Source organism: Pseudooceanicola sp. HF7 (assembly GCF_011806405.1).
Lineage (GTDB): Bacteria > Pseudomonadota > Alphaproteobacteria > Rhodobacterales > Rhodobacteraceae > Pseudooceanicola.
The window spans coordinates 58,792-79,055 of sequence record NZ_JAATOW010000004.1 but is presented as its reverse complement, the minus strand read 5'-3'; the positions used below and the strand labels follow the sequence as shown (position 1 = coordinate 79,055).

Here is a 20,264-nt window from a genome sequence, read left to right as displayed (position 1 = left end):
TTGTTAAGACTTTCGGCCCTAGCGTGAGCCGCAGCACGATGCCCGCCAGATCAGGGGAGCGGTCAAATGAACAAGCATTCCGTACAGACCGGTGTCTACCGGGACAGCGGCTATCCTGGTGCCGGGTTTGGACGGGTCTATCCGACGGGCCCAAGCCAGGGCATGGCGTCCCAGGTCCAAGCCATGGATCGTTTGGGCGATCCGGATCACGCCGGCATCGCCGGCGGCGGCATGGTACTGACTGTTTTCTCCGCCTTGATCGGGCTTCTGCTGGCCTGCCTTGTCTTTGCGAACGGTGGCAGTTTGGTGACCTCCGTTCTGGTATATGTCGCGGGGACTCCCTTTATTCTGGCGGTGGCCTGCCTGCTCTATCTGCGGCGCAACTGAAGGCGGTTTGCGATTCCGATATAGGTCCCGCGTTCTAGGGCATGTGTGCCGTGAAGGCCATTTGAGCCGATGGGTGCCCCGGCTCTTTTCTAGCCCTGCACCAGCCTGCTAAGCTGTGGCATGGAAGACGCCTTCATTTCAGAGAACCAGCCGGATTCTGAACGGTTTGCGCGCAAGCGGGAAGAGATCCTGAACGCGGCGATGCGCCAGATCGCGGACCGGGGATTGAAGGGGCTGACCCTGACCGGCACGGCAAAGGCCGTCGGTCTGAACACCACATCCATCACCTATTATTTCCGCCGCAAGGAACTGCTTGCAGCGGCCGTGATGGAGCGTGCGTTGGACAGGTTCACGGATCTTCTCTTGCCGCAGGCATCTGATCCGCGCAGCTACATGGCCCGGGTCCTTGACCAAAATATGGACCTTGTCCTGCAGATCCGCAGGGGATCGGCGGCGCCGTTGCGCTGCCTGAGCGACATGCGCGCCCTGGAAGAGCCTGACCGCTCGACCTTGTTGAACCGGTATTTCGCGCTGATCCGTCAGGTCGCCGCGCGCTTCGGCAGCATGGAGACACCCGAAGAGAAGGGCCGCAACATCGCCCGGGCCCAGTTGTTCTGCGATATCCTGCATTGGTCGCGCAGCTGGCTCGATCTTTACGCAGAGGCGGATCTGCCCCGTGTCCGTGCCCGCCTTCTGGACTTGCTGGAAAACGGGTTCGCCATGCCCGGAGCGACCTGGGCCCCGGCGCTCATTCCCGTGGACCCGGCAGAGCAGGTGGCCTCTGTCATCACCTCCGAAACCTATCTGCGGGTGGCCACACGGCTGATCAATGAACGCGGCTACCGGGGGGCTTCGGTCGAACGGATCGCGGCAGAACTGAATGTATCCAAGGGATCCTTCTACCATCACCTCTCGGGCAAGGATGACTTGGTGCGGGCCTGTTTTGACCGCTCCTACAGCCGCATTTCGGCAACCCAACACGCCGCTGTCGCGCAGGGTGCGGATGACTGGGCCAGGGTGACCTCGGCCATCGCCAGCCTCATGGACGTGCAGTTGCGCGACCAGATGCCCTTGCTACGGGACACCGCCCTTCTTGCCCTGCCCGAAGAACTGCGCCCCGATGTGCTGCGCCGCAACGACAGGCTCGCGCGGCGTTTTGCCGGGATGATGAGCGACGGGATCGCAGCGGGTACGATCCGCCCCGTTGATCCGAACCTCGCCAGCCAGATCCTTATGGGGGCGGTGAACTCTGCCGTGGACATGGCGCCGCGCGTGGCCCGCTGGCCCTCCAGAGAGGCGGCGATCCGGGCCTATGCCGGACCGCTCGCCTTTGGTTTCCTGGACTGATTACTTCTTCTTCATCGCATCCAGCAGCGCGGCCCCGAAGGCACCGGGTTGATCGTCACGTTGCTTCGGACCGGCACTGCCGCCACGATTGCCGCCCTTGGGCTTTCCGGGCGCGCCTTTCGGACCACCGCGCATGGGCGTATCGCGGGATTTGCGATCCTCCTTGGCAGAGGCCCCGCCATCCTTGCGCATCGACAGCCCGATGCGCTTGCGGGGTACGTCCACCTCGGTCACCGTGACCTTCACAACGTCGCCGGCCTTGACCACCTCATGCGGATCCTTGACGAAGCGATCGGCAAGCTGGCTGACATGGACCAGGCCGTCCTGGTGCACCCCGATATCCACGAAGGCACCGAAGGCCGCGACGTTCGTGACCGTGCCTTCCAGCACCATGCCGGGCTTGAGGTCGGTGATCTCTTCCACGCCATCGGCAAAGCTTGCGGTCTTGAAAGACGGGCGGGGGTCGCGGCCGGGTTTTTCAAGCTCTGCAAAGATGTCCCTTACCGTGGGCAGGCCGAAATCGCCGGACACGAACTGCTCTGCCCGCAGGCCCCTGAGGGCTGTACCATCGCCCATGATGGACCGCAGATCCTTGCCGCAGGCCTTCACGATCTGACGTGCGACCCCATAGGCCTCCGGGTGTACCGAAGAGGCATCCAGCGGCTCTTCCCCGTCGCGGATGCGCAGGAACCCGGCGCATTGTTCGAAGGCGCGCGGCCCCAGGCGGGAGACATCCTTGAGCTGCTTGCGGGACCGGAACGCCCCGTTGGCTTCCCTGTGCGCCACGATGCTTTCGGCAAGATTCGCCCCAAGGCCGGAGACATGCGCCAGCAGGGGGGCGGAAGCGGTGTTGAGGTCCACGCCCACGGCGTTCACGGCATCCTCGACCACGGCTTCCAGGGATTTGGTCAACTTGAACTGGTCCACATCGTGCTGGTACTGGCCCACGCCGATCGACTTCGGCTCGATCTTGACCAGTTCCGCCAGAGGGTCCTGGAGCCGCCGCGCGATGGAGACCGCGCCGCGCAGAGACACGTCGAGATCCGGGAATTCCCGGGCCGCGAGTTCGGAGGCGGAATAGACCGAGGCGCCGGCCTCGCTCACCACCACCTTCACCGGTTTCTTCACCTGGTCCGGCAGCATCTTCAGCGTTTCCGTCACAAGTTTCTCTGTCTCGCGGGAAGCGGTACCGTTGCCGATGGCGATCAGCTCCACGCCATGCCGGGAGATCAGCGACAGGATCGCGTGCTGGGCCCCGCGAATGTCGTTCTTGGGCTGGAAGGGATAAAGCGTGTCGGTGCCCAGCAACTTGCCCGTGGCATCGACGACGGCGGCCTTGACCCCTGTGCGGATCCCCGGATCCAGGCCAAGCGTCGTCTTGGAACCTGCGGGCGCTGCCAGCAGAAGGTCCTTCAGGTTGCGGGCAAAAACCGCGATGGCTTCTTCCTGCGCCTGGGCCCGCATCTGGGACATGAGGTCCAGCGTCATGGAAAGCGACAGCTTCACCCGCCAGGTCCAGCCGGCCACCTTGCGCAGCCAGATGTCGCCGGGGCCTGAGCCGCCTGCCTGCAACTTGGCCGCGACCATGTCGAGCGGGCGATCCGCCTGGTCCTCAGGCGGGGCGATCTCAAGCGTCACCACCCCCTCGTTGGAGGCGCGCAACATCGCCAGCGCCCGGTGAGAGGGGACCCTGGCCCAGCTTTCCGTATGTGCGAAGTAGTCAGAGAACTTGGCCCCTTCCTGTTCCTTGCCGGGGACAAGCTTCGCCGACAGGACCGCTTCGCGCTGCATCCAGCCGCGCAGCTGGCCCAGCAGTTCTGCATCTTCTGCCAGCCGTTCGGTCAGGATATCCCGTGCGCCGTCCAGCGCGGCTTTCACATCGGCCACGTTCTCTGTCAGGTAGCCTTCGGCCAGGGCCTCCGGCGTGGCGGCGCGGTTGGCAAGGATGGCTTCGGCCAGGGGTTCCAGGCCGTTTTCCTTGGCGATCATCGCCTTGGTGCGTCGCTTGGGCTTGTAGGGCAGGTAGATGTCTTCGAGTTGGGCCTTCGTCTCTGCGCCGGCGATCGCGCGGGCAAGGTCGTCGGTCATCTTTTCCTGGCTGTCGATGCTCTTCACGATTGCGGCGCGCCGGTCTTCCAGCTCCCGCAGGTAGCCGAGCCGCTCGTTCAGGTTGCGCAGCTGCGTATCGTCCAGACCCCCGGTCACCTCTTTGCGGTAGCGCGCGACGAAGGGCACGGTGGCGCCTTCGTCCAGCAGGGTGACGGCGGCGGTGACCTGTTCCGGCCGGGCGCCGATCTCTGTGGCGATGATGCGGGCGATGCGCGGTGCGGTGCCGGATGTGGCAGCGGCTGCGGCTTTGGTCATGACGTCCTCCGGTCTTGGGAAGACACTTCTAGCCGCGCCCCATGGCAACGCCAAGTCCCCTGCGCGACGCCTTGCCTGCCCAGCGAGCGATGGCTGCCGACGGGACAGGCAAAGACCGCCGCAACCATGAGGAAACAGGCGACAAGTGTTTGATCTGTTTGTAGGGTCCAAGGAAACGTGAAAGCGTTGCATCAGGGAACCAGAACGGGCGGACTCCATGGCGATCAAGGCGGCGATTCACCACGTAACCCACTACAAATACGACCGTCCTGTGACGCTCGGACCCCAGATCATCCGTTTGCGGCCAGCGCCGCACAGCCGGACAAAGGTGATCTCCTATTCGCTCAAGGTTCTGCCGAAAGAGCATTTCGTGAATCTTCAGCAAGACCCCTACGGCAACTGGATGACCCGCTTCGTCTTCCCCGAGCCGGTGCGCGAATTCAAGATCGAGGTCGATATCGTTGCGGACATGACCGTCTACAACCCCTTCGACTTCTTCGTGGAGGACGTGGCCCAGGAATGGCCCTTCACATACCCGGAAGACATCAGCGAAGACTTGTCGATCTACCTGAAGCCGGAACCGATGGGGCCGCGGCTGAAGGCCTTCATGAAGACCATCGACTGGTCCGAGGGGCAACATACGGTCGACATGCTGGTGGCGCTGAACATGCGCCTGTCCCAGGAGATCGAATACACCATCCGCATGGAGCCGGGTGTTCAGACCCCGGAAGAGACCTTTGAAGAGGGCAAGGGATCGTGCCGGGATACCTCCTGGTTGCTGGTCCAGATCCTGCGCAACATGGGACTGGCCGCGCGCTTCGTCTCGGGCTACCTGATCCAGCTCAAGCCCGATCTCAAGGCGCTGGATGGCCCGGCGGGCACCGAGGTGGACTTCACCGATCTTCATGCCTGGTGCGAGGTCTACCTGCCGGGGGCAGGTTGGATCGGCTTCGATCCGACCTCCGGCCTGCTGACTGGGGAAAGCCATATCCCGCTGGCCGCCACGCCGCATTATTCCAACGCCGCGCCGATTTCCGGGGGCTATTCCGCGGACAAGGAGCTTGAAGTCGACTTCGAATTCGACATGCAGGTGAGCCGGGTCTCGGAAACGCCGCGGATCACCAAGCCTTTCTCGGAAGAGGCCTGGGAGGCGCTGGACGAGCTGGGCGAACAGGTGGACGAGGCCATTGCGGCTGCTGACATGCGCCTGACCATGGGCGGGGAACCCACCTTCGTCTCGATCGACGATTTTGAAAGCGATGAGTGGAACACGGCGGCTGTCGGCCCGATGAAGCGGGACCTGGCGGACAAGTTGATTCGACGCCTGCGTGACCGTTTCGCGCCGGGTGGCTTCCTTCACTACGGGCAAGGCAAGTGGTACCCGGGCGAAACCCTGCCGCGCTGGACCTTCTCGCTCTACTGGCGCAAGGACGAAGAGCCGATCTGGAAGGATCCCGACCTGATCGCCCTGGAGCGATCGGAAGAAACCCCGGAAGAGGAGGTCACCGCCGAGGATGCCGCGCTGTTCCTGCGCGAGATGGCCCAAGAACTTGAGGTCGCGCCGGAAAACGTGGTGGCCGCCTATGAGGACCCTGCAGAGTGGATCCTGAAGGAAGCCCAGCTTCCCGACAACGTGACTCCCGCGAATTCCAAGCTGGAAGATGCAGAGGCCCGCCACCGCATCGCCAAGGTCTTCGACCAAGGCCTGACTTCGCCCACGGGGTACGTCCTGCCGATCCAGCGCTGGCAGACCCGCGCGCGTGCAGAGAAATGGGTGTCCGAGGTCTGGAGCTTCCGGCGCAAGAACCTCTACCTCGTGCCCGGTGACAGCGCGATGGGGTATCGCCTGCCACTGAGCGCGCTGCCCTACGTGCCGCCCGCGGAATACCCCTACATCAACCCCGCCGATCCTACGGTGGACCGGGCGGAACTGCCGGTATTCGAACGTTCCGCCACGCAGGCGGGGGCACCCACCGGGGCAGAAGCCCGCGCCCAGTCCCGCGCGATGTTCCGCGCCGCCCAGGAGGGCCAGGACCGCGTTCAGCAGCATATCGTGGACGACATCCACGGCGCGGTCCGGACCGCGCTGGCGGTGGAGCCGCGCGATGGAAAGCTCTGCATCTTCATGCCGCCGGTGGTGGATGTGGAAGATTACCTTGAGCTGATCGCCGTGGCCGAGGATGTTGCAGGCAAGCTTGGCCTGCCGGTGCATATTGAAGGCTACGCACCGCCGCATGACCCGCGCCTGAACGTGATCCGGGTGGCGCCGGACCCCGGCGTGATCGAGGTCAACATCCACCCTGCCTCCAGCTGGGAAGACTGCAAGTCCATCACCCAGGCGGTCTACGAAGAGGCTCGCCAATGCCGCCTTGGCGCGGACAAGTTCATGATCGACGGGCGGCACACGGGCACGGGCGGCGGCAACCACGTGGTCGTTGGCGGCGAAACCACGAACGACTCGCCCTTCCTGCGGCGTCCGGACCTGCTGCGCAGCCTGGTGCTGCACTGGCAGCGTCACCCCTCCATGTCCTATCTCTTCTCCGGTCTCTTCATCGGGCCAACTTCCCAGGCGCCGCGAGTGGATGAGGGACGTGCCGACAACCTCTATGAGCTGGAAATCGCGCTGTCCCAGATCCCGGCCCCGGGCAAGGGAACGCCGCCGCTGCCCTGGCTGACGGACCGGCTGCTGCGCAATCTGCTGGTCGATGTCACGGGCAACACCCACCGGGCAGAGATCTGCATCGACAAGATGTTCTCTCCGGATGGGCCGACGGGCCGTCTTGGCCTGATCGAGTTCCGCGGCTTCGAGATGCCGCCCGATCCGCGCATGTCGCTTGCCCAGCAACTGCTGATCCGTGCCCTGCTTGCGCGCTACTGGCAAAGCCCGCTGACCGGCGATTTCACCCGCTGGGGCACCACGCTGCATGACCGCTTCATGCTGCCGCATTTCCTGTGGACCGACTTCCTGGATGTGCTCGGGGACCTGCGCCGCCATGGCTTCGATTTCCGCCCCGAGTGGTTCGAAGCCCAAGCCGAGTTCCGCTTCCCCTTCTGCGGTGAGATCGAGCACGAGGGCGTCCACCTGGAACTGCGTCAGGCGCTGGAACCCTGGCACGTCATGGGGGAAACCGGGGCCATCGGCGGCACGGTGCGCTTCACCGACAGTTCCACCGAACGGCTGCAGGTCAAGCTTTCCACCACCGATCCCTCCCGCTACGTGGTCACCTGCAATGGTCGGCGTGTGCCCATGGCGCGGACAGATACTTCCGGCGTTTCGGTCGGCGGTATCCGTTACAAGGCATGGCAACCGCCAGAGGCCATGCATCCCGTCATTCCGGTCCACACGCCCCTGACCATCGACATCTTTGACACCTGGTCCAAGCGGGCGATCGGGGGCTGCACCTACCACGTGGCCCATCCCGGCGGGCGGAACTACGAAACCTTCCCGGTCAACGCCAACGAAGCCGAAGCGCGCCGCCTTGCCCGGTTCGAGGATCGTGGCCATACGCCGGGTCTCTACCTGCCGCCGCAGGAAATCATCGGGGGCGAATTCCCCATGACCCTTGACCTTCGGCGCGCTCCCGGCGTCTAAATACCCTCTGGCGGGTCCGCATCGCGCGGACCCTTGAGACCAGCGATGGAATGCGGCGGCTCTTCGGGGCCGCCCTTGGGCGTGGGAGAGAGGCTTATGCCTCCGACAGGTGGAGCGACGGTGCCGCAAGCGGTGCTCCGGGCAGGGCGGCGATGACGCGCGACACCCTGCAGGATGCGGGCGGCGGGTCCGACGGCCAGTCGGAATCCCAATCGCAAACCCAAACCCAATCGCAGGCCCGCTCCGGCCGCCCGGCGGAAGCCGCTGGCGAAAGCCCACAGGAACGCCGCGCCGCGCTGCTGCGGGATTACCGCCCGCTGAAAGGGGTGGCGGATGAGCTGATGGATGCCGCCGGCAATATCCGCCCGGTCTGGAAACCGTTTCTCGAGGAACTCTCCCGTCTCTCACCCGAGGACCTGTCGCGCAGTACCGCGCGGGGCAGCCAGTACCTGAGCGATGCCGGTGTCTTCTTCCGCCATTATGGCCCTGACAGCCAGGAAGAGCGCGAATGGCCCCTGGCCCACTTGCCCCTTCTGATCGACAGCGAGGACTGGTCGCGGATCGCCTCTGGCCTCGTGGAGCGCGCCGATCTTCTTGAGCGCGTCATGGCGGATTTCTACGGGGACAACAGCCTTGCCGCGCAGGGGATCATCCCGCCGGAAGTGGTCGCCGACAACCCCGAATGGCTGCGCCCTCTTGTCGGGGTCCGGCCTGCCTCCGGTCACTACCTGCACATGCTGGCCTTTGACATCGGTCGCGGCCCCAATGGCAAGTGGTGGGTGCTGGGGGATCGCGCCCAGGCGCCCTCAGGCGCCGGTTTCGCGCTTGAGACACGCATGGCCACGGCGCGCAGCTTCGCGGATATCATGTCCCGCACCCATGTGATGCGGCTGGCCGGGTTCTTCCGGTCGTTCCGGGATGCGCTGCTGGGGCTGCGGGCTGAGCCGGACAGCCGGGTGTCCATCCTGACGCCTGGACCGCTGAACGACACCTATTTCGAACATGCCTATATCGCGCGTTACCTAGGGTTTCTGCTGGTGCAGGGCGAAGACCTGGTGATCCGGGACGGCCAGCTGATGGTCCACACCGTGGGCGGGCTGCAACCTGTTTCCGTGCTTTGGCGGCGGCTGGACAGCGCCTGGCTGGATCCGCTTGAACTGCGGGAGGACAGCCAGATCGGCACGCCGGGTATCCTGGGCGCCCTGCGCTCGGGGCGGCTGACGATGATCAACGCGCCCGGCTCTGGTGTGCTTGAGACGCGCGCGCTCATGGCCTTCATCCCGCGGATTGCCCGCACCTGGCTGGGGCGTGACCTGGCAATCCCGAACATCGCGACCTGGTGGTGCGGCCAGAAGAACGCGCGCGAATACGTCAAGGCCAATGCCGCGCGCATGACAATCGACACGGCGCTGTCCACCAGCCTTCCTTTCGATCACGGGCCGGATGTTATCATCGGCGGCAAGCGGGCCGATGGCTCAGCGATCGACCCGGAGTGGATCGAACGGCAGGGCGGGGCCCTTGCCGCGCAAGAGATCATCTCTCTCTCGACCGCACCGGCGCTGGATGGCGACAAGCTGACGGCGCGCCCGATGTCCCTGCGGGTGATCCTGGCGCGCACGAAAGAGGGCTGGCAGGTCATGCCGGGGGGCTTCGCCAGGATCGGCCATTCCGCCGAATCCGCCGATATCTCCGTTCAGCGCGGCGGCTCGGTCAGCGACGTCTGGGTGGTCGCGCCGGAAATGCCCCAGGATGACACGCTTCTTGCGGCCTCTGACGGCCGCGACAGGCTGACCCGCCACGCGGCTCTGCCGGTGCGGACGGCCGAGAACATGTTCTGGCTGGGCCGCTACACTGAGCGGGTGGAACACAAGATCCGGCTCTTGAGGGCCTATCACCTGCGCCTGGCAGAGAACGGACAGGCGGGCCTGCCGCTGACCGATTACCTGGCAGAGAACCTCAAGTTCATGGGGGTGGACGTTGCAGAGCCGATGCCATCGGGCCTCAAGCTGGACATGCAATCGGCCATGGCGAGCGCGGGGCGTGTCAGGGATCGCTTCTCCTCGGATGGCTGGAACGCACTGACGGATCTGACGCGCACGGCGGAACAGGTCGGTCCATTGCTGTTGCCCGGCGATGACGTTGCCCGCGCGATGAGCGTGCTGCTGCGCAAGATTTCAGGCTTCACCGGGCTGGTGCATGAGAACATGTACCATGGCACGGGCTGGCAGTTCCTTGCATTGGGGCGCGCGATTGAACGGTCCTGGGCCACCTCCGGGATGCTCCAGATCTTTACCGCGCCCTGGGCGCCGGAAGGGGCCTATGAAGCCGCGATCGAGGTGGGGGATGCGGTCATGACCCATCGTCACCGCTTTTCCCGGATCACGCGCGACAGTGTCCTGGACATGCTGCTGCTGGATGATGCCAATCCGCGCTCCATCCTCAGCCAGCTGAATGAGATCCTGAGCCATCTGACACGGCTGGAAACATTGCCTTCCACCTCGGGAAGGCCCCATGTGACCGGGATCCGCCGCGAGGTCATGAAGCTTCAGGTGGAGCTCTCCGTCGCCGAGGCGGACGCCATTCCATTCGACAGGCTGTCAGAGATCGCCACCGCCACGGCGGAGTTCTCGGATCTGCTGGCCGATGCCTATCTGAGGTGATGCATGCTTTACTCGATCACCCTGCGCATAAGCTACAAGTATGACAGCCCGGCGGAGGTCGGTCGCCATGTGCTGCGCGTTCTGCCGCTGGAAATTCCGGGCCAGCAGAACGTCCTGTCCGCTGAGCTAACCTGCGATCCGCAGCCGTCAGAGACCTGCACGCGCAGGGATTTCTTCGGCAATACCTGTACGGAGATTTCCTACCGCGAAAATCAGGAGCGTACGGAGTTCACCATGCGGGCGCAGGTCAGGCGCCACCAGCCCGAAGGCATTTTCGACGTCTCCTCCCGCCGTCCGGGCTTTCGGGCAGAGCTCTCCAGCCAGATGGCGCTTGGCCCCTTGTCGCCCTACCATTTCCTTCCGGCATCGCCTCGGGTGCCCGATCACGACGGCATTGCCCGCTGGGCGGCCGATGTTGCCGATGGCGCCGATACCGCCTTTGCCACGGTGGATGCGATCTGCAGGGCGCTGCATCGGGACATGACCTTCGATCCCACTGCCACGCTGGTGGACACCCCGGTGGCCGAGGCCTTTGCCCTGCGCCGGGGCGTTTGCCAGGATTTCACCCATATCGCCATCTGCGCGCTGCGGTCCCTGGGAATTCCGGCGGGCTACGTGTCGGGCTTCCTGCGTACGCTTCCGCCAGAGGGGCAGGCCCGCCTGGAAGGTGCGGATGCCATGCATGCCTGGGTGCGGGCCTGGTGCGGAAAGGACATGGGCTGGGTGGAATTCGACCCAACGAACGCAGTCCTTGCCGGGGATGACCACGTTGTCATCGCCCACGGGCGCGATTACTTCGACGTGGCCCCGGTGAAGGGCGCGTTGCGCATCGCCGGCGGGCAAAGCACCCGTCAGGCCGTCGACATGATCAGCATCGAGGATCCCAGCTGGGCCTGAGGAGGGCAGAGGGCGATCACCCGGATTTTTTGTCGTTCACGTAGGTGCGCTCATACATCGCGCGAAGGTGCTCTTCGACCGTGATGGGCGGATACTTCGGGGTCTCATCGCCGGCAAGGCAGGTCGGGATACAGGCCACCTCGTGCCCGGGAAAACCGGAATAGAAGAACGGCACCGAATACCGCTCGCGCCCCGAGCGGTTTATGACCCGGTGCAGGGTGGAACGATAGTGATCGTTGGTCCAGCGAGAGATCATGTCGCCCAGGTTGACCACGAAGGCCCCGGGGATCGGCGGCGCATCGATCCAGCTACCATCCTCGTCCATGACCTGCAGGCCACCGACACTGTCCTGAAACAGCATGGTCAGCCCGCCGAAATCGGTATGGGCACCGGCGCCCATTTCCTCGGGCACATCGGGTTGGGCAGGGGGGTAGTGCAGCAGGCGCAGGGTCGCCAGCGGCTGTTCGCAGAACCCTGAAAAGTAGCCCTCCTCAAGGTCTAGCGACAGCGCCATGCCCCGCATGAGCGTTTCCCCCAGGGTGCTCAGCGCAGAGAAGTAAGCCATCATCGTCGGTCGGAAGCCGGGCAGGTCCTGCGGCCATTGGTTTGGCCCCTGATTGAACTTGCCCGCAGTAACCCGTGGATCGCGCGGCGTCAGCTCTTCGCCGATGTAATAGCCTTCCTTGCGGTCGGGCAGGGCGCCCGGCTGCAGGGTTTGCCCGCCCAGCTGCTCATAGCCCCGGTTGCAGGGGGACAGGGACTTGTCCAGCGCATCCTTGGCCTCCTCGGGCAGGTCGAAAAGGTTCCGGGTCTCGGTCATGACCGCCTGGATCAACCCGTCGGGAATGCCGTGGCCGGTCACGTAGAAGAACCCATGGGCAAGGCAGGCACTTCGGATCTTCGACCCCACCTCCGTGCGGGCGACCGGATCGGAAGAGGCCAGGCCGGAGACGTCGATGATCGGAAGGGACTTGGACATGGGACAAGAGCTCGCTGTCGGAAAGGGGCGGCGCAAAGGTGCGCCGCCCGGTGGTTGGGTCAGGACTTTGCGAAGTTCGCGCCAAGACGCATCTGGATGTAGTCATGGCCGGTCATCGGCTCGTACTTGCCCTCAGGGCCCTCCAGCAGCGTGTCCATGTTGGCCTGTGCGAAGTAAGCCATGGAGTAACGCGGGCCCAAGTATTCCTCGGGTTTGGGCATCCGGACCCGGTGAAGCGTGGACTGCAGCTTGTCATCGGACCAGCGCATCAGCATGTCGCCGATGTTGCAGGTGACCACGCCGGCCAGTGGCGGCACGTCGGTCCAGGCGATGGCGCGGCCCTTGGCGTCCTTGCCGGGGCAAAGTTGCAGACCGCCCTGGCCGGGTTTCTGGTGCAGCAGGGTCAGGCAATCAAAGTCGGTATGTGCCCCGGCGCGCCAGAACTTGAAGTCCTCCGGCTTGGCGTCTTCCATGCCAAGATAATGGATAAGCCGCAGAGTCGACTGGTATTCCTTGGTCTCAGGATCGTGCCCTTCCGTGAAGAAGCCCGGTTCAAAGCCCAGCCGGTCCGCAAAGCAGGACAGCACCTTCATGGCCAGCGCCCAGTTGTGCCGTTCGAAGGCCATCATGACCTCCTTGAAATGCGGCACCTCGCGGCCCGTCGGCCACAGGCCGGACATGCGGGGCAGGGTGATCTGGTAGCTTTCCTTCTGGTCCGCTGTCCCGGTCGAGGGGCGCACCTGGGCCTTGTATTCCCAGCCCGCGTTGGTCCCGGGCTTCAGGGGGTATTGCTCTTTCACCTCGGTCGGCTGGCCAAAGAACTCGCCCGACAGCCAGAAGGCCTCGTCGATGATCTCCTGCGGGATGCCGTGGTTGTAGAGCTGGAAGAAGCCGATTTCCGTCGCGGCCTTCCAGAGCGCTTCGGTGATCTCTTCCTTCCTGTTGAAGAAGTCGGACATGTCGATTTGCGGGATATCCCGTTCGACAAGCTCTCCCTCGCCGCCGAAGCGGGTCTCGTCATTCAGTTCCTTCAGGTCATAAGCATTGTCAGTCATGAGACACTCTCCTTGAGTTTGGGGAGCAATGACCTGCATCCGGGCGGATGCTGCCAGCTTATACTCCGGGTGGTAATCAGACGGCCTCCAGCACGGTGTTGTGCTGGCGGCTCTTGAGGGTTTCGGTGGCTTCCATTGCCTCATCGGCAAGCTCCGCCAGGTCGAGGCCGGGCAGCTTGCCGTCGGCCAGGATACGTTTGCCGCCCACGAAGAGATCGCGCACGGCCAGACCGCCGGTGATCACGGGGGCCAGGGCGCGGTCATGCAGGCCGAGGTTGCGGGGGGCGGACAGGTCCAGGATGGCCAGGTCGGCGGCCATGCCGGGGGCGAGCGTGCCGATACCGGGCATGTCCAGCACCTTGGCACCGCCCGCGCTGGCCCAATGCAGCACCTGCTCTGCCCTAACGGACCCGACGCCCTTAGTGGCACGGTGCAGCGTGAAGGCAGAGAAGAGCAGGGCACCCATGTCCGCGGCCTCGTTCGCCGCAGCGCCATCGACCCCCAGCGACACCTTCCCACCCTTGGCGTGCAGGGCATCCGCCGGTGCCACGCCGGAACCGAGCCGGGCGTTGGCGTTGGGGCAATGCGCCATGCCCGTGCCGGTCTGGGCCAGCAGGTCGACCTCGAAGGGTTCCAGGTCCACCAGATGGGCGAACCAGACGTCCCTGCCCAGCCAGTCCTGCGTCGCCAGCCATTCGACCGGGCGCTTGCCGTATTTCTCCAGCGTGAAGCGGGCGTAGTTCTCGTTCTCGCTGAGGTGGGCGTGCAGCATCAGGCCTTTTTCGCGGCCGAAGCGGGCGATCTCGCGCAGCTCTTCCGGGGTCACGTTGAAGGTAGGCGTGGTGGGGGCAAGGGCTACCTTGCGCATCGCCAGCTCACCGGTGTCGGCCCATTTGAGGGCCGTCTTTTCGGCTTCGGAAAGGAAGGTCTCCAGCGTTTCGCAGGGGGCGGGGGGGATGGCCGGATCGTCGAAGGCGCGGCCCCGGGTCATCCCGCCACGTGCCATGACCGCACGGATTCCAAGCTTGCCGGCCTCTTCGAAGAAGACGTCGGACGGATTGTAGTCGTAGCTTTCGGCGAAAACATAATGGTGCTCTGCCACGGTGGTGGCCCCGGTCAGGACAAGCTCTGCCAGCCCGACGCGCACGGCGGTGCGATAGGTGGCCTCGTCGAAATGGGGCCACCAGGTGTAGGGCACATGCATCAGCCAGGGATCGAGCGGCAGGTTCATGCCCTTGGGGACCGCCTTTAGCAGCGACTGGTTCAGGTGGTGGTGCGTGTTCACCAGCCCCGGGATGACCGCGCAGCCCCTTGCGTCCAGCACGTCTTCACCTGGGCGGGGTGTCAGCGCACCCATCTCCGCGATGCGCTGGCCTTCGATCCGGATCGCCCCTTGGAAGCGCTCCCCTTCGCCAAGCGTGCCGGTCAGGCAGTCAGAGATATTCGTGATAAGCATCAGCGGCCGTCCTTCGGAAGCGACCATGGGAAGAAGTACTTCTGGGTCAGGTTGACGGCCTGGAATAGCGCCAGGCTCATCACCAGCAGCACGGCCAGCCCGGCCCAGGCCTGCGGCAGGCGGAACATGGAGGTGGAGAACTGGATGAAGTAACCGATGCCCACTTCGGCCGCGACGAACTCTGCCACAACGGCGCCGATGACGCTGAGCGTGATGGAGATCTTGAGCCCCGAGAAGATGTAAGGCGTGGCGTAGGGCAGGCGGATCTGGGTGATCTCGCGACGCACAGGCGCGCGCAGGGAGCGGGACAGTTCGATCAGCTCCGGCGGGGTCGCCATCAGGCCGGTGGTCATGGAGACCACGAGCGGGAAGAAGGAGATCATGAAGGTGATCACGATGCGCGGCGCATCATCGGTGCCCAGGACCACGATGATGATCGGGGCCACGGCAACGACCGGCACGGATTGGATCACCACCAGCAGCGGGTAGAGCGACCGGGACAGGAAGCGGGACTTGGACAGGCCCACGGCGATCGGCAGCGACACGGCGATGGAGACCAGGTAGCCCAGTAGCGCCACGCGCAGGGTGGACCAGACATGTTCCATCCAGCGCCCGAAGCTCACGACACCGAAGCCTTCCACGATGCGGGACGGCGCGGGCAGGACGTAGCTGGGCACGTTGAAAAGGCGGGTTCCGAATTCCCACAGCAGCAGGATCAGGATGAACGTCAGCGCGGGAAGCAGGACGGGCGTGCGGATCAGCCGCTCTGCCAGTGGCAGCCGTTCTGTAGGGGCTGGTTTCGCCGGTGGCGCTTTTTCCGCGGGGATATCGGCTTGGGCTGTCATGTCAGGCCACCTTGTCCTTGATCAGAAGGCCGCGCAGATGGGCCAGGAAATCCTGCATCTCGACAGAGCGCAGCGAGCTTTCGTCGCGGGGCCGTCCAAGTGGCACTTTCAGGTCCTCGATCACGCGTCCGGGACGTTCGGACATGACCACCACGCGATCCGCCAGGATGACCGCCTCGGGGATGGAATGGGTGATGAAAAGAACTGTCTTGGGGCTGGCCTGCCAAAGGCGCAGCAACTCGAAGCCCATGGCATCGCGGGTTAGGGCGTCCAGCGCGCTGAAAGGCTCATCCATGAGCAGGATATCGGGGTTCAGGAACAGGGCTCGGGCAATGCCTACGCGCTGCTGCATGCCGCCGGAGAGCTCTCCGGGCAGCCGTTCTTCGAAGCCGGCCAGGCCACAGGTCGCGATGATCTCCCTGGCATGCGCGCGGTCCTTGGCACTGACGCGGCCCCGCTTGTGCTTGGCGGGAAAGACCACGTTGTCCTCGACCGTGGCCCAGGGCAGCAGGGTCGCCTGCTGGAAGACGATGCCGATATCGTCGCGCGGCTGGCTGACCGGATGCCCGAAGACGGAAACGGTGCCCTCGGTCGGCTTGATCAGGCCGGCGGTCAGGCGCAGCAAGGTGGATTTGCCGCAGCCCGAGGGGCCAAGGACGGCGACGAACTCGTGCCGGCGCAGGTTCACATTCACACCCGACAGGGCGGTCAGCGGTCCATTGTCGGTCAGGAAGGTCTGGCCGACATCGGCAAAGCTGATGGCATCGGTTTCAGTGCTCAAGGTTCTTCCCCCAGTGTCCGGGGCCGTCGTGGCCGCGGGCTCGGCTATGGGCGGCGGCGCACCGCCGCCCCGTTGGCTTTCGCCGCTTACTCGGTCAGGTAATCGCGAGAGACGGCGGTTTCAGGGTCAAGGCTTTCGACGTCCAGGCCCTGGCTTGCGGCGACGCGCTCCCAGGTCGCGGCGACGCGGCCGGCTTCAAAGGCGCCCAGCCCGTTGGCCTCTGTCACCTCGTTGAAGGCCAGCTTGGAGGCATCCAGCCAAGAGCCCTTCACGTCTTCCGCGGTCAGTTCGGGCACGTTGGCGGCCACGGCATCGGCGGCCAGGTCGGGGTTCTCATAGGCGAACTCGAGCGACTTCTTGAAGGCACCGACAAAGGCTTTCGTGAGCTCGGGGTTCTCGGCCATGTAGGCGTCATTGCCGACCAGCGAGGCGGAGTACAGTTCCAGGCCGGCGTCGGCCCAGGGCAGGTAGACGATTTCCTTGCCCGCTTCCGTCGCTTGGTTGGTGTAGCGCGTCACATCGGTGAGCCAGGCGATGATGGCATCGGCCTGGCCGGTCACTAGCAGCGGGCCAAGGGCACCGGGATCCGCCTTCGTCAGCTCGATATCCGCTTCGCTCATCCCGTTGTCGCCCAGCACCAGCGGCAGGAAGACGTTGGAAGAGGTGAAGGGAGAGGTGGCGATCTTCTTGCCTTTCACGTCCGCGATAGAGGCGATGCCCTTGTCCTTTGTGGTATAGAAGGCATGCGGGCCGGTGTTGAAGATCGACATAACCGCGGTGACCGGCACGTTCTCCGTGGCCTTGGCCGCCATCACGGCCCCCATGCCGGCAGAACCGAACTCTGCCACGCCGGTGGCAACCTTGGTGATCGCCTCGGAAGAGCCACGTCCGGGGGAGATGGTGACGTCAAAGCCGGCTTCCTCGCAGAAACCCTGCGAGATGCAGACGTAGATCGGGGCCTTGTCACCGCCCGGCAGCCAATCAAGCTGGAAGGTGATCTCTTCCAGCGCAGAGGCCGGCATGGCGAAGGCGGTGCTTGCAAGCGTGGCCGCAAGAGCGGTGGCGCGAAGTCGAGTCATTGTGGGTTCCCTGTCATGTTGTCGTGATTTGTATTGCCCGGATCCACGCAAGCGGCATTGTTCCCTTCCGGGAACAGGTCTTGGCAGATCGTCAGGATCAAGCAGTGCGATTTCATTTGGTCACCTCAACCCAAGCTCTGGTTTCGATGAGCAATGTCAGCTCCCTTTTCCGCCATCCGGCGGGGGCACTACCGCTTCTACTCGCAATCCTTGCTAGCTCTGCGAGGGCGATTCAGGAACGATTTCGATATGGGTGACGTTTGGCTATCTCTGAGTTTGTCCAAAAACTGTGCAGATCCGGCTGGTCTTGGCGGCAGATTGGGCGGTTCCTGCCGGAATAACGGGCAATTCGCCCCGTTTCGGCTGCGTGACGACTGGCGTGGGGCCGGGGGCGGGGCTAGGCCGCCGATAAAACTGCCAACAGGAAAGAGGAAAACCATGCCCATGACGCAGCCCATGACACAGGAACAGGATCTCGCCCTCCTTCGCCGCTCGATTGAGCTGGCAAATGAAAGCCGTGCCCGTGGCGACCATCCTTTCGGCGCGCTTCTGGCCGGTCCCGACGGGGAAATCCTGCTGGAAGAGATGAACACCTGCGGGACGAAGGGCGACCGCACCGGTCATGCAGAGCGCAACCTGATGACGGCGGCCTCTCTCAAGTACGACGTCGAGTTCCTGCGCGGCTGCACGATGTATACCTCGGCCGAGCCCTGCGCGATGTGTGCGGGCTCCGTCTACTGGACGGGCGTCGGCCGCGTGGTGCACGGCATGAGCGAGAAGGACCTGAAGGACCTGATCGGCCCTGACCCGGAAAACCTGACCATGGACCTGCCCTGCACGACCATCTTCGGGGCGGGGCAGCGCAAGGTAGAGGTCGTCGGCCCGCTGCTGTCCGAAGAAAGCGCGACGGTGCACGAAGGCTTCTGGGAAGGTCTCTGATACTCAAGCGGGCCGGACCCGGCAAACCCGGCTGCCTTCCGCCGCTCTGGCTGAAGAAGTTGCGTTTGCATTGAAATAAAGGGGGGACCGGCCCTTCTAACTCTGCTGCGGGGCCGCTAGGCTCCCGCCATATGAAATACCATCCACGTGTCCGGGTCTTGCCCGGCGGATGATGTCTTGGAGGTCCCATGAACGAATTGTCCAACTCCCTCGCGGCGGCCGATATCGCCCACCAGATCCACCCCTATACCAATGCCCGCGCGCATGAGGAAAAGGGGCCGATGATCATCACTAAGGGTGACGGCATCCGCGTCTATGACAATACCGGCAAGGATTACATCGAAGGCATGGCAGGCCTGTGGTCCGTCGCTGTCGGCTTCTCCGAAGAGCGGCTTGCCAAGGCGGCCTACGACCAGATGCTGCAGCTGCCTTATTACCATACCTTCGCCCACAAGTCGCATGAGCCGTCCATCCGCCTGGCCGAGAAGCTGGCAGAGATGACGCCCGATCACCTGACCAAGTGCTTTTTCACCAACTCCGGTTCAGAGGCGAACGATACCATCGTCAAGATGGTCTGGTTCCTGAACAACGCGCTTGGCCGGCCTGAGAAGAAGAAGTTCATCGCGCGCCACAAAGGCTATCACGGGATCACCATCGCCTCCGGTTCCCTGACCGGGCTGGGTGGCAACCACCGTGATTTCGACCTGCCGGCGATCCCGGTCACCCACCTCACCACGCCGCACTACTGGCGCGAAGGGGCGGACGGCGAAAGCGAAGCGGACTTCACCGCGCGCCTCCTGAAAGAGATCGAGGACACGATCATCGCGGAAGGCCCTGAAACCATCGCGGCCTTCATCGGTGAGCCGGTGATCGGCGCCGGTGGCGTCTTCGTTCCGCCGGAAGGGTACTGGCCCGGCGTGCAGGCGATCTGCCGCAAGTACGATATCCTGCTGGTCGCGGATGAGGTCATCAACGGCTTCGGCCGTCTTGGCACGCCCTTCGGCAGCGAACGCTACGACATCCAGCCGGACATCATGACGCTGTCCAAGCAGATCTCGTCTTCCTACATGCCGCTGGCCGCGATCATGGTCACCGATGCCGTCTACGACGCCATCGCGGACAACACGGCCAAGCTGGGCACCTTTGGCCACGGCTTCACGGGCTCGGGTCACCCGGTGGCCTGCGCGGTGGGTCTTGAGAACCTCAAGATCATCGAAGAGGACGACCTGATGGGCAACGCCGCCCGCATGGAAGCGCCTTTCCAGGACGGCCTGCGCGCCTTCGCCGATCACCCGCTGATCGGTGAAATCCGCGGCGTCGGCCTGATTGCGGGGATCGAGTTCGCGGACAAGGCGACCAAGGCCAATTACGCTCCGGCGGGCTCCGTCGCAGCCAAGGCCGCGGCGCTGTGTACCGAAGAGGGGCTGATCGCGCGCAACGTCTACGAAACCCTCGCGCTCTGCCCGCCGCTGATCGTAACCGAAGAGGATATCGCAGAGATCATGACGCGCCTCGGACGGGCCCTGGACCGGCTGACCGACTGGGCCAAGAGCGAAGGCATAATCTGACCTCCCTTCCTTAGGCTCACGAGATATTACAGGCGCGCCCCAAAAGGGGCGCGTTTTTCACGTTTTCAGCGGAGTGGTGGCTTGGGATGGGCCGGGTTTGGCCACTTTCCCTGCGTCACGCTGGCCAAAAATCGCCCATCGTGCTGCGCTTGCACGGTGGCCGGATCCCCTAGGCACGTTTCCCCAAGATATTCGGCAATCTCCCGCAGAATCCCTCTAGCGCAGCGCTGCCAATTGGCAGTAATTTGCCTGCCGACAACTTACCGGAATCACTAGGGTTTCTACCGCTCGGAAACCATCGCTGCATTTTTCTGC

General features: G+C 64.2%; 14 protein-coding genes. 7 read left to right on the top strand and 7 right to left on the bottom strand.

Annotation, left to right across the window (positions count from 1 at the left end):
• Nucleotides 1-66: 66 nt before the first annotated feature.
• Together HCZ97_RS03215 and HCZ97_RS03210 are read left to right on the top strand one after the other, a co-directional pair.
• Nucleotides 67-387 (top strand): hypothetical protein, encoded by a 321-nt coding sequence (locus HCZ97_RS03215; protein ID WP_167687234.1) that lies wholly within the window; start codon nucleotides 67-69, stop codon nucleotides 385-387.
• Nucleotides 388-507: 120 nt separating this feature from the next.
• Entirely contained in the window at nucleotides 508-1,734 is a 1,227-nt protein-coding gene (locus HCZ97_RS03210; RefSeq protein WP_167687233.1) for a TetR/AcrR family transcriptional regulator, read from the top strand.
• Here the strand turns inward: HCZ97_RS03210 and HCZ97_RS03205 are convergent, their stop codons facing one another.
• The gene (locus HCZ97_RS03205; protein WP_167687232.1) at nucleotides 1,735-4,098 is read right to left on the bottom strand and encodes a Tex family protein; all 2,364 of its coding nucleotides are present in this window, start codon (nucleotides 4,096-4,098) and stop codon (nucleotides 1,735-1,737) included. It lies immediately after the preceding gene.
• A 217-nt stretch (nucleotides 4,099-4,315) separates the two neighbouring features.
• Between HCZ97_RS03205 and HCZ97_RS03200 the strand changes: the two genes are divergently transcribed.
• The 3 genes from HCZ97_RS03200 (at nucleotide 4,316) to HCZ97_RS03190 (ending at nucleotide 11,247) form a co-directional block, all read left to right on the top strand.
• Entirely contained in the window at nucleotides 4,316-7,690 is a 3,375-nt protein-coding gene (locus tag HCZ97_RS03200) for a DUF2126 domain-containing protein (protein WP_167687231.1), read from the top strand.
• A gap of 152 nt (nucleotides 7,691-7,842) precedes the next feature.
• Nucleotides 7,843-10,350, top strand: a complete 2,508-nt coding sequence (locus tag HCZ97_RS03195; protein WP_167687230.1) for a circularly permuted type 2 ATP-grasp protein — start codon at nucleotides 7,843-7,845, stop codon at nucleotides 10,348-10,350.
• 3 nt (nucleotides 10,351-10,353) lie between these two features.
• Nucleotides 10,354-11,247 carry a transglutaminase family protein gene (locus HCZ97_RS03190; RefSeq protein WP_167687229.1) on the top strand — a complete coding sequence of 298 codons (894 nt, stop codon included), beginning with the start codon at nucleotides 10,354-10,356 and terminating at the stop codon, nucleotides 11,245-11,247.
• 16 nt (nucleotides 11,248-11,263) lie between these two features.
• Here the strand turns inward: HCZ97_RS03190 and HCZ97_RS03185 are convergent, their stop codons facing one another.
• The 6 genes from HCZ97_RS03185 to HCZ97_RS03160 all read right to left on the bottom strand — a co-directional run bounded on the left by HCZ97_RS03185 (nucleotide 11,264) and on the right by HCZ97_RS03160 (nucleotide 17,442).
• Nucleotides 11,264-12,226, bottom strand: coding sequence for an isopenicillin N synthase family oxygenase (locus HCZ97_RS03185; protein ID WP_167687228.1), 963 nt, complete (start codon nucleotides 12,224-12,226; stop codon nucleotides 11,264-11,266).
• A 59-nt stretch (nucleotides 12,227-12,285) separates the two neighbouring features.
• Complete coding sequence (locus tag HCZ97_RS03180; protein ID WP_167687227.1) at nucleotides 12,286-13,281, bottom strand: isopenicillin N synthase family oxygenase; 996 nt, start codon at nucleotides 13,279-13,281, stop codon at nucleotides 12,286-12,288.
• 76 nt (nucleotides 13,282-13,357) lie between these two features.
• Nucleotides 13,358-14,737 (bottom strand): amidohydrolase family protein, encoded by a 1,380-nt coding sequence (locus tag HCZ97_RS03175; RefSeq protein WP_167687226.1) that lies wholly within the window; start codon nucleotides 14,735-14,737, stop codon nucleotides 13,358-13,360.
• Entirely contained in the window at nucleotides 14,737-15,582 is an 846-nt protein-coding gene (locus HCZ97_RS03170) for an ABC transporter permease (protein ID WP_167687225.1), read from the bottom strand. Before HCZ97_RS03170 ends, HCZ97_RS03175 begins: the two co-directional genes overlap by 1 nt.
• A gap of 1 nt (nucleotide 15,583) precedes the next feature.
• Nucleotides 15,584-16,363: an ABC transporter ATP-binding protein gene (locus HCZ97_RS03165; RefSeq protein ID WP_167687224.1), complete on the bottom strand. Its 780-nt coding sequence runs from the start codon at nucleotides 16,361-16,363 to the stop codon at nucleotides 15,584-15,586.
• A gap of 86 nt (nucleotides 16,364-16,449) precedes the next feature.
• Nucleotides 16,450-17,442 carry an ABC transporter substrate-binding protein gene (locus tag HCZ97_RS03160; protein WP_167687223.1) on the bottom strand — a complete coding sequence of 331 codons (993 nt, stop codon included), beginning with the start codon at nucleotides 17,440-17,442 and terminating at the stop codon, nucleotides 16,450-16,452.
• Between the two features lie 456 nt (nucleotides 17,443-17,898).
• On the opposite strand from HCZ97_RS03160, the gene HCZ97_RS03155 reads away from it, so the two are divergent.
• Nucleotides 17,899-18,381 carry a nucleoside deaminase gene (locus HCZ97_RS03155; protein ID WP_167687373.1) on the top strand — a complete coding sequence of 161 codons (483 nt, stop codon included), beginning with the start codon at nucleotides 17,899-17,901 and terminating at the stop codon, nucleotides 18,379-18,381.
• 188 nt (nucleotides 18,382-18,569) lie between these two features.
• A complete protein-coding gene (locus HCZ97_RS03150; RefSeq protein WP_167687222.1) occupies nucleotides 18,570-19,949 on the top strand; it encodes an aspartate aminotransferase family protein in 1,380 nt (459 codons plus the stop codon).
• The last annotated feature ends 315 nt before the right edge of the window (nucleotides 19,950-20,264 follow it).